This is a genomic window from Nocardia sp. NPDC003183, from assembly GCF_053590715.1.
Map to the genome: position 1 here is coordinate 263,853 of NZ_JBSFTG010000007.1, position 14,487 is coordinate 278,339.

A 14,487-nucleotide genomic window follows, 5' to 3' on the forward strand; every position below is an offset into this window, starting at 1 on the left:
CGTGGAATCAGGATCATGCCTGGGGTTTGCCCCAGCACAGCTCGGCGGTCGGTAGGTCGTCCGAAACCCAGTTCTTCCATTGCTCGTCGCTGGGATTCGAGGTGAGTTTGTCGCAGAGCGCGTCCCACCACGCGGCAGGCGCCGGAAGCTGCCATATCCCACCGCCCACGAAAGGAGGCTTGCCGTCCAAGGAGACCCGTTGGGAAACAACGAAAACACGACGTCCGTCCTTGCTGAATTCAAGAATGGGGGTCGAGCCGGCCGGGATGGTGGCGATCGGTTCGCCGATCTGACGTCCGGTGTCGGTGTCCCAGAACCGCAGCGTGCGGTCTCTCGAGGTGGAGACGAGGTACTTGCCGTCGGGGCTGTAGCCGACAGAATCAACGCGCTTGTCGTGGCCTTCGAAAGGCAGCCCGACGGGGTCGCCGCTTTCGGCGTCCCATTGGCGGATCGTCTTGTTGTCTGCGACCGCGATGCGCCGGTCGTCATGACTGAGCGTCATGCTCGTGAAGGAGCCCTTCATTACCTTGCCGACCGATTGCCTCGTAGCGGTATCCCAGATGCGGACGGAATCGCTGCTGAGGGAATACAAGCGACGGCCGTCCTCGCTGAACGCGATTTCGTGCACGCGATTCTTGTGCCCTGTCAACGGATCACCGATCTGCCGCCCCTCGGCCCAGTCCCAGAGCCGGACCGTATTGTCACTGCTTCCAGTCGCGAGTGTCTTCCCATCCGGGCTGAAGTCGACCGTCTCTATCGTGTCCTGGTGCCCTTTCATCGGCGCTCCACGCTGCAGCCCATTCGCTACATCCAGGACTCGGATATCGTTGTCCCGGCCCACAACCGCGAGCCAGCGTTCATCCGGGCTGAAGGAGAGCTGGGCGCCTCCCCGGAGGGCCTCGGAAACGATCGCGTCCCCAACCTGCTCACCGGTGTCGGCGTCCAGCCGCCGTAGCGCGCTGTCACGAAGGATCACGATTCGCGGCTGATCCGCGTGGTTATCCATTCCGTAGCCGCTCCCCAGCGCCGCAAGCTCAACCGCTCTGCTGCCGCCTAACTCGGTGGCCAGCGCGGCATCGGGATCGGTGTGGAATACCTGGGCGGTGTTGTCGGCTACAGCAACGATCCGATTGCCGTCAGGGGTGAAGGCGACGGAGTGGACGGCTGCTTTGAGTTCGAGCGGATTGCCGACCGGCTGACCGGTGTTCGGGTCCCACATTCTTACGGTTTTGTCGCTGCCACCCGTAACGACCCGGCCCCCGTCCGGGCTGAACGCCACTGAATCGACGGCGCCGAAATTGCCGGTTACCGGGTTCCCGACTGCGGCGCCGGTATCGGCGTTCCAGATCCGCAACGGTGTGCCTGCGCTCAACAATGTACCGAGGCCAACGGTGTGTCCGCCGGCGGCGATGAAGTGTCCGTCGGGACTGAAGCTCAGACTCCATATCGCTTCGCCCTCGGCGATGCGCGGGTCGCCGACAGGTACCGTTTCGCCGAGTGCCGCGCCGCTATGGGCGTCCCAGAGCTTTACCGTCCGCTCGGTACCCGCGGACGCCAGACGCTTCCCGTCCGGGCTGAACGCCAGCGCCCACACCTTCGCCCCGGGCCCGCTCAGCGATGGACCTATCTGCTGTCCGGTCCGGGCGTCCCACAAACGCGCGTGATCTCCATAGCTCGCGGCGACCCGACCACCATCCGGACTGACGACAGCGGTCGGCAGCCAGTCCTCTCCGCCCGTCAGAGGCGGCCCGATCGGTTTGCCCTCGGCCGAGTCCCAGATCCGAACGATGTCGTCTCGGTCGTTCAATGCGAGATACCGCCCATCCGGGCTTGCGGCCTCGAGTGTGCCGTCGGCAACGAACGGCTCTCCGCGCGGCTTCCCCGCCTCCGTATCCACCAGCTTGATTCCGGACGGTGTAGGTGTGGCAATCCACCGGCCATCGGCACTGAGCACGCCGCCCTGCGCAGACAGGTCGATGACCTTGTGCAATCGCGCCTCGTTCCGCAATGTCGTCACCAGCGCGCCGAGGTCGGGATCGGTCGAGATTTGCTGTGCTGCGAGCAGTTTGTCGAGTGCCGCCAACTCGCTGCCGGGCTGGCCGCCGGCCAGCATCGACTGCGCCTGCGAGGTCAGTCGCCCGGCGAGTGCCTCTCTGCTTCGAGCAGCGGCATCATCGCGGGCGATGTCGGCCGATCGCCAATTGATCGCGGCCAAGACAGCGAGCACGACGGATACGACGCACACCATTGCCAGGACAGTTGACAGCCGCCTGAGTCGCCGTCCCGCCCGCCGCTCGTCGTCGAGTTCGGCCTCACGCCGGGTGGCAGCGTCGAGCAGGGCTCGCTTCTCCCTTTCCGCATGGGCCGCCTGCGCCGCGCGCACTTCCTCCGCGCGTCGCCGGTCGCGGTGGTCGCGTACGACGCCCGTGAGCACATCGTGGGTCAGTTCGATCCGCTGCGCGCCGTGGTATTCCTCGAGCCGCACCAGGCGCGAGCCGATCAGCCGAGCGAGTTCGTCGTCGGTCAGCCGTGACGGCACCGCGTCCTCACGGGCGTAGCTGTCGCGGAAACCCTTCTCGGTGATCAGTTCCGACTCGATGAACTCCGCGACTCGCGGTGACAGATCACGCACGCACGACGCGTAGTAGTTCGACAGGATGTCGCGCTTGGCATCCTCGACCAGCTGCTCGTCGAAGTGCGCGCGCCCACGACGCTTGCGCTCTTCGTTGAGCTCGCGGCAGAACAGGCTCAGCAGCGCGGGCTCCACGTCCGAGGCCGCGAGGTTGTCATCGATGTCGACCCACGAGGTATCCCGGCCGAGGTGAAGGTCCTCGCCGGCGATGATGCTCACCACTCGATGCGCGAGAGCATCGGTGATCAGGTGCTCGGCCGGGTTGTGGACTGCCTCGAACGCCGCATCGGCGCGGAAGGGAAGCAGCCGCATCCGTGACCGTCCCAGCGCGGGAATGAGCGGGCACCATTCCTCGAGGTTGGGCAGAAAGTCCTCCCGCAACGTGATCAGCAACTTGAAGTCTTGTGACCGCAACCGGAACCGGCCTGCCTCGGCCTCATCGTTGTCGATCCGGGCAGCCACATCGTCGGAAATCCGGTTCTCCGCGAGGTCGCCGAGGTCGTGCATGAATTCCCGGACGAGATCTGGAACGCGCTCACCGAGGGTGAACAGTTCCTCGAACTGGTCGAGAACGATCACCGGCGTGAGCGGATAGTTCTGTGCACTCCAGAGCTCGAAGTCCTTGCGATGCAGATACTCCCAGAGCGATTCATCGTCGCCGGGCAATATCGCATCGGGCGCTTCGGCCCGGATCGAGTCGCGCACCGATCGGTGTAGCTGGCGAGACAGTGCCGCCGCGTTCGGTGTGAGATCCAAGCGTATGTAGATCGGCAGGAAGTGCTCGTTGCGCAGTGCCGGAAAGAGGCCGGCTCGCAGCAGCGAGGTCTTTCCGAGACCGGACCGCCCGTACAAGATCGTGACCGGGGCATCGCGGACGTGGTTCAGCAAGGACTCCGCTTCACGGTCGCGCCCGAAGAAGAACGCCTGCCCGTTTTCCTCGAAGGACTCCAGGCCCGGCCACGGGTTCTCGCTGTCGAGTTGCCCCGCTCGCGTGACGGCAGTCATGCCGCTGTCCGCCGCATCGCGCGGATTTCGTCCTTCAGCACGGCGATGAGCCCCGCATCCGGCTCACCGCCGGGTGCCCTGCCGAAGTGCAAGCGCCCGAAGCTGTCCGGCATCTGCCGGTAACGGCTCGGGTTGAGATCGTAGTTGTCGTCGATAACCACGGGCACGATGAAACGGCGGCTCGGGATGGAGCGTGCGCGATCTGCCGCCTCGTACCATTCTTTGAAAACGTAGCCTTCCTCCGCGTGCTCGGTGTTCGCGGAGATGATCGGGACGAACAGACGGACGGTTCGGCGGATGCTGCACAGAATCTCGTGTTCCCACGCATCTCCTGGGCTGAGCCGCCGCTCGTCGAGCCACACGTCACCGCCGAGACTCGTGATGGCGTCACAGACCCGCTTGGCCGCGTCGGCGTCCTCCCGCATATAGCTGATGAAGATCGTCGGAGCGTCCGGAAGCGGGCGAAGGGCGTCGCCAACCGCGTCATGGCGCCTCGGAGTGGTCTGCTGCACCCAGCGCGCGCGTAGTTCCGCGACAAAGGTCGCCGGGTCGATGTCCAGTTGCTGGACCAGCGTCTTGCGGCAGTACGTCGCGAAAAAACTCGAGAGGGAAGGTTCTCGTGACGCCGAGCAGCCGGCGAGAAAGAAAGGAATGCGTTCCAGCGACAGCCGGGTATTGCTGGACATCCGCAGGAGGAACCGTCCGAGCCAGTCGGGGATCTCGCAGCCGATGAAGAGTAGGGGATGTTCCTTCAGTTGGTAACCGACCCAGTCGGGAAGGCTCGCCTTTTCGCTGAGTAATGCGTGCAGCCACTCCAGCCGGTCCTCCTCATGGATCGCATACTGAGGGGTGGAGGCCGCTTGACCGTACAAATTCAGAACGACGGTATCGGCGGGCGTGGCCGGTTGGGCATTTCGCGACTGTTCACTGGTGGATTGATTGGGAGAGAACGAAATCTCCCGCGCGCCTTGCCTTCCCTGGAAACGGACTTCGTTCACTGCCTTCGCGAGCACTCGGTCGGGCGTCGTGCTCACGAACAAGCGCAGATCATCGATCGCGGCGAGGTTTCGAAGTGCGTCGCCGGGCTCTGGATCGACCTCCACGATGATGTCGTTGATGACGCGATACAACCGCTCTATCTCGTCTTGGCCGCGTTCGCGCAGGAACGCCGCCACCGCCGCATCCATGGTGGTCGGTCCGGGCGGCACGGAGAGGTTCCAGCGTTCGGCCAGGCGCTGGCCGATGAGTGTGGTGAATGTCTGATCAGCGTCGCCGAGATCGACCCTGGTCACGTCGGGCCCCACAACCGGCACCAGAACCCGCTGCCGGATATGCGCGAGAAGATCGTCCCAGAAATCGTCGTTCATGCCCAAACACTCGATCCGGATTGCGCCACAAAACGCCCGGCCACGCCGGGTGGCGCAGCACCAGCGTGGAATGTCCCGAGAACGCGTTCAGTACCGAATCAACAGTAGGCTCCGACGTAATCGCGTCGTAGAGTAGTCGGCTACTCGAACTTCGCCGAGCATCAGGTCACCGGGCTGGAGCCGCAGTGCGCTGTGGTGCCCTCGGCAGGACACACAAAACACAGGCAACCGGAAAACGCCTGGTCATAGTTGGTCATTATCTGATCTGAGTCTGTCGGCCTGGTGTGGCAGGTCGCCTGCTGCTCCAACTTTTGGACGTATCCTGGGCGGCGTACATCCGAGGTGAAACGGGCGCGACGACTTCAGAGCTTGATCGGCGGGGTCCAGTCCGTGCTCGCTCAGCTTCGGCCTCGGCTTCCTGCCTGGCCTTCACATCTCGTGTCCGTGGCGGCGTGCGCACCGAGATATTCGGTCTGAGCTGCCAGTGCTTCGGCGTCGATAAACCGAGTGCCGTTGGGGGAGGCGAGAACGCGCGGTCCCCTCCATCGGCTTGCGCGAGGGAAACCAGTTCGCCGACCTCCCCGGCCCCACCGAGGTCGCGTACCGGAGCTGCCCGAGCGGGTGACGGGGGACTCCGGCACAGTGTTGCCATGGGTTCGTCGGTCGCTGATTCTCTCACTGTCGCCACATTCAACGTGAACGGAATCCGCGCGGCACGTCGCCGTGGATTCGACCAGTGGTTGCGGGCGCGGTCGGTCGACGTGGTCGCGTTGCAGGAGTTGCGTTGTCCCGCATCTGATGTGGGCACCTTCCCGGGCTATTCGGCGGCGGTGGACGTGGGTTCGGTGGCCGGTCGTAACGGTGTGGCCGTACTGACGAGGGTTTGCGCCGCTGCCGTGCGGACGTGGGTGACCCACCCACCCCGGGCCCGCGGACTCGGTGAGTTCGCCGCACAGGGACGCTATATCGAGGTCGACCTGGCCGACCGGCCGGTGACGGTGGCCTGTCTGTATCTGCCCAAGGGTGGTCTGCCCTCGCATCTCCAGCGCCCGGGATCTATGCGCGAACAGCCCGACGGTGGGGTCAGGTACGAACGGAAGCAGAGGTTCCTCGCGGCGTTCGCCCGCGAAGTGCACCGCAACCGGCTCGCGGCGCTGAGCGCGGGACGCGAGTTCGTCCTCACCGGGGATCTGAACATCGCGCACACCCGGCACGATGTGACCAACTGGCGTGCCGCCCGCACGATGGACGGATTCCTGCCTGCCGACCGCGAGTGGTTCAGTTCGATTCTCGGCACGCGTCGGCTCGTCGACGTGGTGCGCCAGGTGCACGGCGATCGCCCGGGTCCACTCACCTGGTGGAGTTGGGCGGGTCGATCGTTCGCCAAGGATGTGGGTTGGCGCGTGGACCACCAACTCGCGACACCCGGTCTCGCCCGCCTCGCCACGTCTGTCGTCGTCGACAAGGAACCGTCACCCGCCGAGCGCCTCTCCGATCACGCCCCACTCGTGGTGACCTACTCGGCAATGCCTGACCGATAAGTTCTGGTGCCCTCGGCAGGATTCGAACCTGCGACCTACCCTTTAGGAGAGGGTTGCTCTATCCCCTGAGCTACGAAGGCGTGGCCAGGCTGGGCTGGCCGAGCTGAGTATAGCGTGGGGCCGGGGTCGGTGGCAGAGGCCCGTTGGGCGGGGTCAGAAGCCGCCGAAATCGCCGCCGCCGCCGCTGTCGAAACCACCGCCGGTGTCATAACCCCCGCTGTTGCCGAAGTCGCCGCCGGTGTCGCCGGGGTCGAATCCGCCCTGGTCGGTGCCGGGATCGACGGCCGCTTCGCCGGTGCCGTCCTCGAAGGCTTGCGCGGTGTAGCCGACCCCGCCCATTCCGGCGAACAGCGTGGTGAACAACAGTGCCGAGCCCGCGCCCCAGGCGCCGGCGATCAGCGCGGGCTTCCACCACGGTTCGGAATACCACCCGGCGGGGACGGGGCGACCTGCCACGCGGCCGCCGGGGAAATAGTTCGGTGTGCCCGCGGAGGGGGCGGGGGAGGCGGTGATCGAGCGGCCATTGTGGGCGATGGTGCGCTGCTCGTCGACCTGGCCGGCGATGTCCTGGCCCTCGATGGCCGGGATCGCAGGGCCGGGGTCCATGTCCATCGCGGTGCGGGCGGCGCGAATGTAATAGAGGCCCTCCAGCGCGGACTGCTTGGCCAGCCGGGCTTGGGCGGGGGAGCCGGCGCGGTCGATCTGACCGCCCGCGGCGTTGTACCGTTCGGATGCGTCGGCCAGGGCCTGTCGTGCGGCTTCGTTGCGCGGAGTCAGCTGGTAGACCTGTCCGCCGAGCCGCTCGATGGTCACCCGCGCATCGGCCTGTGCTTCCTCGAGCTCGCGCGCGTTGCGCTTGTTCTGTTCGGCACGCAGGTACAGCAGAGCACCGACGCACACGATCACGATCACGATCAACCACCACAGCATCGCGCGCCTCATTTCGTCGAGGTGTCGAGATGCCGTCCAGTTTACTGATAGGTTGCCCGAACGCGCTGACCCCTATTGATCAGCGCGTTGCCTATTAGCTACCGGCGAGGTGGCGGGCGATGACCAGGCGCTGGATCTGGTTGGTTCCCTCGAAGATCTGCATGACCTTCGCTTCGCGCATGTAGCGCTCGACGGGGAAGTCCTGGGTGTAGCCGTAGCCGCCGAAGACCTGGACCGCGTCGGTGGTCACCTTCATGGCCGCGTCGGTGGCGGCCAGTTTGGCGACCGAAGCCTGGCGCGAATACGGCAGGCCCGCATCGCGGCGGCGGGCGGCGTCGAGGTAGGTGGCGCGGGCGGTGTCGACGGCGGCGGCCATGTCGGCGAGGACGAACCCGAGGCCCTGGTGGTCGATGATCTTGCGGCCGAAGGCTTCTCGTTCCTTGGCGTAGGCGACGGCCTCGTCGAGCGCGCGCTGGGCGACACCGGTGGCGACGGCGGCGATGCCGAGGCGGCCCGCGTCGAGCGCGCTGAACGCGATCGAAAGTCCCTGTCCCTCTTCGCCGATGCGACGTTCGGCGGGCAGGAACGCGTCGTCGTAGGCGGCGGTGGTGGTGGGGATGGCGCGCAGGCCCATCTTCTCCTCGGGCTTGCCGAAGCTCAGGCCCTCGGTGCCCGCGGGGACGAGGAAGCAGGAGATGCCGCGCGACCCCTCGCCGGTGCGGGCGAACAGGGTGTAGAAGTCGGCGCGGCCGCCGTTGGTGATCCAGGCCTTGGTGCCGTTGAGGTTGTAGCCGCCGTCGACGGGGGTGGCCCGGCACCGCAGGGCGGCCGCGTCGGAACCGGCGTGCGCCTCGGAAAGGCTGTAGGCGCCGATGGTTTCGCCCGAGAGCATGCCGTCGAGCCACTGCTGCTTCTGCTCGTCGGTGCCGTAGGTGAACAGCGGGTGGCAGGACAGGCCGTGCACGCTCACCGCCACGGCGACGGCGGCCCAGCGGCTCGCGATTTCCTCCAGCACCTGGAGGTACACCTCGTACGGCTGCGCGCCGCCGCCGAATTCCTCCGGATACGGCAGGCTGAGCAGCCCGGCCGCGCCGAGCGCCGGGAACACGCCGTCCGGGAAGACTCCGGTCTTCTCGCTCTCGGTGACACGCGGCTCGAGCACCTTGTCGGCGATGTCGCGGGTCAGTTCGATCAGCTCACGTGCCTCGGCGGTGGGCAACATCCGGTCTACAGCCATGTCATGACAGTACGCCGAGCACTGAATTGCGTGCAATGTGACATGTAATTTTGTAGCCCTATACTGGAGTGATGTCTGCGCTCCCACCGAACAAGCATCAGGAGAAGAGTCTGCGGACCCGGACACTGCTGCTTGATGCCGCCATCGAGAGCCTGGCCGAGGTCGGCTATGCGGGTGCCTCCATCGCCGATATCACGGCCAGGGCGGGGGTGACGCGTGGCGCGCAGCTGCATCAGTTCCACACGCGCGGTGAACTTCTAGCTCAGGCCATCGGCCATCTCACCGATCGTCAGCGAGAAGCCATGCTGCGCAAGGCGAAAGCGGTGGCGGACGGTAGGTCGGCGGGCGCTGTACTGGTCGAGTTGGTCACCGCTACCTTCGCGGGCAAGCTCGGTCGTGCCGCGGTGGAGCTGTATGTGGGAATCGCCAACGACGCGGCGCTACGCCGTGAAATGTTGCGGGTACAGCACGAACTCACCGTCGAGCTGCTCGACCGCTGTGCCGGGCTGATCGACCCCGCCATCACCGGTGAGCGCTTGGAGAGCACCTTCTGGCTCACCATAAACCTGGTCCGTGGCGCCACTCTCGACGAGATGGTCGGCCGTGATCGCGTTCGTCGCAAAAAGGTGCTGGCCGACTGGACCGCGCTCGCCGAGATCGCGTTGCGCTGAGCGGATTCCGGCCCTCGGTCCGGCGCTCGCCTCGGCACTCGGCATGTCGGTCTGACCAACGTCCGGAGCAGCGGCCATGGGGGAACCGGCATCGGCGATCTATTATCTGCGCATGAATGCAGATGCCCGCTCGCCTCTGGCCGAGGATCAGGTGGGGTTGGTGGTCGAGGTGTTCCGAATGCTGGCCGATCCGACGAGGGTTCAAGTCCTCTGGGCGCTGGCCGATCAAGAACTCTCGGTGAACGAATTGGCGAGCCGGGTGGGCAAGCCGGGCCCCTCGGTGTCCCAGCATCTGGCGAAACTGCGGATGGCCAGGCTCGTGCGTACTCGTCGCGAGGGGACCACCATCTACTACAGCCTCGACAACGACCATGTCCGCAGCCTGGTCGTCGACGCGGTACACAACGCCGAACATGCCGGTCCCGGAGTGCCATCGCACCATAGGGGGCCTGATGGTCAGCCGCCGCACGCGCTGCCGCCCGGTGCGTGATGACGAGCCGACCTGCAGGAATGTTGTCGGAGGAAACGATTGCGAGCCTCAAACCTTTCGGTAGCATCCGTTGTGACGTGGCTCATGCCACGGCAGGGACTTGAAGGAGCACCGATGCTGAGCACCATGCAGGACGACCAGCTCTCGCTGGCCAAACTGCTCAACTATGCCGCAACTTTCCAGGGCGATTCGACTGTGTCCACATGGACCGGTGACGGTGTTCGCACCATGACCTACCGTGAGCTCGGTGCCGATTCGGCCCGGCTGGCCAACGCGCTGCGGGGTCTCGGCATCGAAGAGGGCGACCGCGTCGGCACCTTCATGTGGAACAACAACGAGCACATGGTCGCTTACATCGCGGTGCCCGCGATGGGCTCGGTGCTGCACGCGCTCAACATCCGGCTGTTCCCCGAGCAGTTGGTCTTCGTCGCCAACCACGCCGAGGACAAGGTCGTGCTCGTGGACGGCACGCTGGTGCCGCTGTTCGCGCAGTACCTACCGAACCTGAAGACCGTGCAGCACGTGATCGTTGTCAACGGCGATCCGGCCGCGCTCACCGCGCCCGAAGGCGTCACCGTGCACTCCTACCGCGAGCTGCTCGACGCCCAGTCCGCCGACTTCGACTTCCCGGTCGTCGACGAGCGTTCGGCCGCCGCGATGTGTTACACCTCCGGCACCACCGGCGACCCGAAGGGCGTCGTCTACTCGCACCGTTCCAACTGGCTGCACGCGATGCAGGTGAACTCGCCCAACGGCATGGGTTTCCAGGGCTCGGACTACGTGCTGGCGATCGTGCCGCTGTTCCACGCCAACGCGTGGGGCCTGCCGTACGCGGCGCTGATGTCGGGCGCCAACGTCCTGATGCCGGACCGCTTCCTGCAGCCCGGCCCGCTGCTGGAGATGATGGCGGCCGAGAAGCCGACCTTCGCTGCCGCGGTGCCCACCATCTGGGGCGGCGTGCTGGCCGCGCTGGCCGCCGCGCCGCAGGACATCTCGCACCTGCGTACCGCGGTCGTCGGTGGCTCCGCGGTGCCGCCCGCGATGATGCGCGCGTTCGAGGAGAAGCACGGCGTGCGCATCCTGCACGCGTGGGGCATGACCGAGACCTCCCCGCTGGGCAGCGTCGCGCACGCGCCCACGGGCGTCAGCGACGATGATGCCTGGGAGTACCGCTACACGCAGGGTCGTTTCCCGGCCAACGTCGAGGCCCGGCTGGTCGGCGACGACGGCAAGGTCGTCCCGAACGACGGTGAGTCGCTCGGCGAGCTCGAGGTCCGCGGCGCGTGGATCACCGGCTCCTACTACTCGCCCACCGGCGCGGAGATCGACCCGGACAAGTTCGACGACGGCTGGCTGCGTACCGGCGATGTCGGCAAGATCAGCGCCAACGGCTACCTCACCCTGGTCGACCGCTCCAAGGACGTGATCAAGTCCGGTGGTGAGTGGATCTCCTCGGTGGATCTCGAGAACGCGGTGATGGGCCACGCGGCTGTCGCCGAGGCCGCGGTCATCGGTGTGCCCGACGAGAAGTGGGACGAGCGCCCGCTGGTCGCCATCGTGCTCGCCGAGGGCGCTGCCGCCGAGGCAGCCGAGCTGCGCGACTACCTGGCCGACAAGTTCGCCAAGTGGCAGCTGCCCGAGCGCTGGACCTTCATCGCCGAGGTGCCCAAGACCAGCGTCGGCAAGTTCGACAAGAAGCGCCTGCGCGCCCAGTACGCCGAGGGCGAGCTGGACGTCGTCACGGTGTAGCGAAAACGACAAGGCGGGCGTGGAATTGCTTCCACGCCCGCCTTTTTCGTCGATCAGCAGTTGCGCAGCTCGGGGCTCTGATTCAAGAGCTGGGCGCGAGGGCTGATGTAGGTGGTGTAGGTCTCCCCGCCGACGGCCGACAGCGGGAACGCCGCGACCCGATGGCAGTTCTGGAAGGCCAGCTTCACACCGAAATGCCGTTCCAGGCCGCCGCGGATGGCGTCGGAGGCCAGGGCGCGCAGCAGCTGCCCGCGAGCCACCTCGTCCGGCGGCGGGATCCGGTTGTCGGCGTATTCGTCGGTGCCGGTGCGCAGGTCTTCGGCCACCCGGCTCACCACCTCCCACGCGTAAGGCAGGGAGGTACGGACACATTCGACGAATTCGGCGTCGTCGATATTGCCTTGTTCTGCGCGTTCGAGTAATGCGGCGGGAACATCGAGGGACATGGCTCTCCTCCTGCTTGGGGGTGGTCGGCGGGACGCGATGCCAGGTCCGAGTCTAAACGAAATCCGTTGTCAATAACCCTGAATTCGTTCCGAAAGTGCTTTTCGGAGTGCGCTTTTCGCGTCGGCGGCGAGATCGGTGACCAGTTCGCTTGCTGGTTGCCCGGTGCTCAGCGAGTGCGCTTGCCCCGCCCACAGATTCACTTCGTCGGTGTTGCCACCCGCCCGCGCGGCCGCCCGCAAGGGGGCAGTAGCGTAATGGATTTCGGGGTACGCGGCGGGCGCGTCGGCGGTGTGGTCGACGAGGAAACGGTTGCGGATCCCGCGCGCGCGACGTCCGGTGAACGCGCGCGTGAGCATCGTCGGTTCCGGCGTCCCGATCGCACCACGATGTACGGCGTTGGTGCCGGCTTCCGGGCAGCGCAGCAGCGCGGTGCCGATCTGCGCCGCAGACGCACCGGCCGCCAGCACCCCGGCCACGCCTGCGCCGGTGGCGATCCCGCCCGCCGCCACGAGCGGGCGGGAGGTGACGGCGGTGAGCAGCTGGATCAGGGTGAGCAGGCCGGGCGGGTCGATCGGGTCGTCGGCGGGATCGTCGAGGAAGCTCGCGCGGTGCCCACCCGCCTCGGCGCCCTGGGCGATCAACACGTCGGCGCCCGCCTCGACGGCGATCAGCGCCTCGGCGGGGGAGGTGACCGTGACCCACACCTCCGAGCCGACCGCGTGCAGCCGGTCCACCTCCACGGCGCTGGGGCAGCCGAAGGTCGTCGAGACCACGGCGACCGGATCGGCGACCAGCAGATCGAGCTTGTCGTCCCATCCGTCGGTGTCGTGCTCAGGGGTGCCGATCGGGAATTCGGCGCCGAGTTCGGCGAGGTAGGTGGCGTAGCCGGCCGGATCGGCCACCGCGCCGGGCGCGAACAGGTTCACCCCGAACGGCGCCGTGGTGGCGGCTCTGGTCGCCTCGATCTGCGCTGCCACCGCCTCGGTGCCGAGGTATCCGGCGGCGAGCTGGCCGAACCCGCCCGCGGCCGCGACGGCGACCACCAACTCGGGTGTGGACGGGCCGCCCGCCATGGGCGCGGCGACGATGGGGACGGTCAAGGTCTCGATCACCATGGGTCGAGTCTCGTCGGTCGGGACCGTGTTCAGGCCCGGTGACAGCGCGTGTGATGGGTCGGACACTGTGATTGTTACTGTGCGGCACGTCATCTACCTGCGAATTCGTGACAGAAGGTTGCGGAATGGTCACGGCCGGGTAGAGTTCGCGTCACAACGGATGCCGAACCGTTACACATAGTTCGGCATCGGAGAACACCCAGGTGGTCTCCGGCCCGGTCGCAGACCGGTTTCGTTTCCTTGTTGTCGGACGCTAGGACGAGATCTTGTCGCAGCACCGTGTGGGTCCCGAATCCATCTCCGTGCAGGCCCTGCTTGCGCACGCGGATGGCCGGAGCCCGAGCAGGAGCAGGCACCGCGCCGAGGCGTCGCGTTCCGATCGTGTTCGGGTCGCCGCCAGTGCCGCGGTCGCCGCGGGCGCGTTGGTCGGCGTCACCGCTCAGATCGCCCCGGCCCTGGCCTTCGCCGCACCGCTGCTGCCGACCCACGACGACAGCGTCGAGGAATCGGTCGTTCCCGAGTCGGCCCGTCAAGATGTCGACCTCGTCGCCGCGCAGGAAGTCGCCGCGCACGTCGAGACCCCCGCACCGGTGACCGCGGTCGCCGCGCCGATCGCCGCCCCCGTGGCCGCGCCCTTCGGGATCGGCAACCTGCCCCCCGAGATCTCCGGCCCGCTGTCGCAGGTCGAGGACATCCTTCAGGGCATCCAGCACCAGGTCGCGCCGCCGCAGGCCACCCGCCCGGTCGCGGGCCCGATCAGCTCCGGCTTCGGCTCGCGCTGGGGTGCGATGCACTACGGCCTCGACTTCGCCGACTCGATCGGCGCGCCGATCAAGTCCGTGTCCAACGGCACCGTCATCGAGGCGGGCCCGGCGTCGGGCTTCGGCCTGTGGGTGCGGGTGCTGCACGACGACGGCACCACCGGCGTCTACGGCCACGTCAACGAAATGCTGGTCAGCGAAGGCCAGCGGGTCAACGCGGGCCAGGTCATCGCGACCGTCGGCAACCGCGGCCAGTCCACCGGCCCGCACCTGCACCTCGAGATCTGGGATCAGGGCGGCGCCAAGATGGACCCGATTCCGTACCTCGCTTCCAAGGGTGTGCCGCTGGAATGGGGCCCCTCCGCGCACTGAGTTTCTGGAGCGCTGGCGCGCTCGAGTTCGCGGCCCCGCCGGTCCCGTCGATCAGGCACCGTTGCTTGCTCCTTCGTCGCCTACGCAACGGAGCTCGACCTCCGGTTGGACGTGGTGCGCGTCATCCACGCCCACGACCTGCTCGACGATCTTCCGGTGGTGCGATCGCG

At 66.8% G+C, this 14,487-nt stretch carries 11 protein-coding genes and 1 tRNA gene; 5 read left to right on the top strand and 7 right to left on the bottom strand.

Going from position 1 to position 14,487, the window contains the following annotated elements:
* Positions 1-13: 13 nt before the first annotated feature.
* Entirely contained in the window at positions 14-3,637 is a 3,624-nt protein-coding gene (locus ACWDXS_RS22450) for an nSTAND1 domain-containing NTPase (protein WP_449968311.1), read from the bottom strand.
* Positions 3,634-5,004, bottom strand: coding sequence for a toll/interleukin-1 receptor domain-containing protein (locus tag ACWDXS_RS22455; RefSeq protein WP_378990446.1), 1,371 nt, complete (start codon positions 5,002-5,004; stop codon positions 3,634-3,636). Before ACWDXS_RS22455 ends, ACWDXS_RS22450 begins: the two co-directional genes overlap by 4 nt.
* Before the next feature lie 650 nt (positions 5,005-5,654).
* Here ACWDXS_RS22455 and ACWDXS_RS22460 point away from each other — a divergent pair.
* Positions 5,655-6,545 (top strand): exodeoxyribonuclease III, encoded by an 891-nt coding sequence (locus tag ACWDXS_RS22460; RefSeq protein ID WP_449968314.1) that lies wholly within the window; start codon positions 5,655-5,657, stop codon positions 6,543-6,545.
* A 4-nt stretch (positions 6,546-6,549) separates the two neighbouring features.
* On the opposite strand, the gene ACWDXS_RS22465 is transcribed toward ACWDXS_RS22460, so the two are convergent.
* The 3 genes from ACWDXS_RS22465 to ACWDXS_RS22475 all read right to left on the bottom strand — a co-directional run bounded on the left by ACWDXS_RS22465 (position 6,550) and on the right by ACWDXS_RS22475 (position 8,712).
* Positions 6,550-6,625, bottom strand: a tRNA-Arg gene (locus ACWDXS_RS22465).
* Positions 6,626-6,698: 73 nt separating this feature from the next.
* Positions 6,699-7,475, bottom strand: coding sequence for a DUF1542 domain-containing protein (locus tag ACWDXS_RS22470; protein WP_449968317.1), 777 nt, complete (start codon positions 7,473-7,475; stop codon positions 6,699-6,701).
* 94 nt (positions 7,476-7,569) lie between these two features.
* Positions 7,570-8,712: an acyl-CoA dehydrogenase family protein gene (locus ACWDXS_RS22475; RefSeq protein ID WP_378990440.1), complete on the bottom strand. Its 1,143-nt coding sequence runs from the start codon at positions 8,710-8,712 to the stop codon at positions 7,570-7,572.
* A 71-nt stretch (positions 8,713-8,783) separates the two neighbouring features.
* On the opposite strand from ACWDXS_RS22475, the gene ACWDXS_RS22480 reads away from it, so the two are divergent.
* The 3 genes from ACWDXS_RS22480 (at position 8,784) to ACWDXS_RS22490 (ending at position 11,622) form a co-directional block, all read left to right on the top strand.
* Entirely contained in the window at positions 8,784-9,383 is a 600-nt protein-coding gene (locus tag ACWDXS_RS22480; protein WP_449968321.1) for a TetR/AcrR family transcriptional regulator, read from the top strand.
* Positions 9,384-9,495: 112 nt separating this feature from the next.
* The gene (locus tag ACWDXS_RS22485) at positions 9,496-9,873 is read left to right on the top strand and encodes an ArsR/SmtB family transcription factor (RefSeq protein WP_387446449.1); all 378 of its coding nucleotides are present in this window, start codon (positions 9,496-9,498) and stop codon (positions 9,871-9,873) included.
* Between the two features lie 114 nt (positions 9,874-9,987).
* The gene (locus tag ACWDXS_RS22490; protein ID WP_449968325.1) at positions 9,988-11,622 is read left to right on the top strand and encodes a long-chain fatty acid--CoA ligase; all 1,635 of its coding nucleotides are present in this window, start codon (positions 9,988-9,990) and stop codon (positions 11,620-11,622) included.
* A 53-nt stretch (positions 11,623-11,675) separates the two neighbouring features.
* Here the strand turns inward: ACWDXS_RS22490 and ACWDXS_RS22495 are convergent, their stop codons facing one another.
* Both ACWDXS_RS22495 and ACWDXS_RS22500 read right to left on the bottom strand, forming a co-directional pair.
* Entirely contained in the window at positions 11,676-12,068 is a 393-nt protein-coding gene (locus tag ACWDXS_RS22495) for an SCO5389 family protein (RefSeq protein WP_378632123.1), read from the bottom strand.
* Positions 12,069-12,137: 69 nt separating this feature from the next.
* A complete protein-coding gene (locus ACWDXS_RS22500) occupies positions 12,138-13,184 on the bottom strand; it encodes an NAD(P)H-dependent flavin oxidoreductase (protein WP_449968328.1) in 1,047 nt (348 codons plus the stop codon).
* Positions 13,185-13,450: 266 nt separating this feature from the next.
* Here ACWDXS_RS22500 and ACWDXS_RS22505 point away from each other — a divergent pair, with 266 nt between their 5' ends.
* Entirely contained in the window at positions 13,451-14,317 is an 867-nt protein-coding gene (locus tag ACWDXS_RS22505) for a M23 family metallopeptidase (protein WP_378632128.1), read from the top strand.
* The last annotated feature ends 170 nt before the right edge of the window (positions 14,318-14,487 follow it).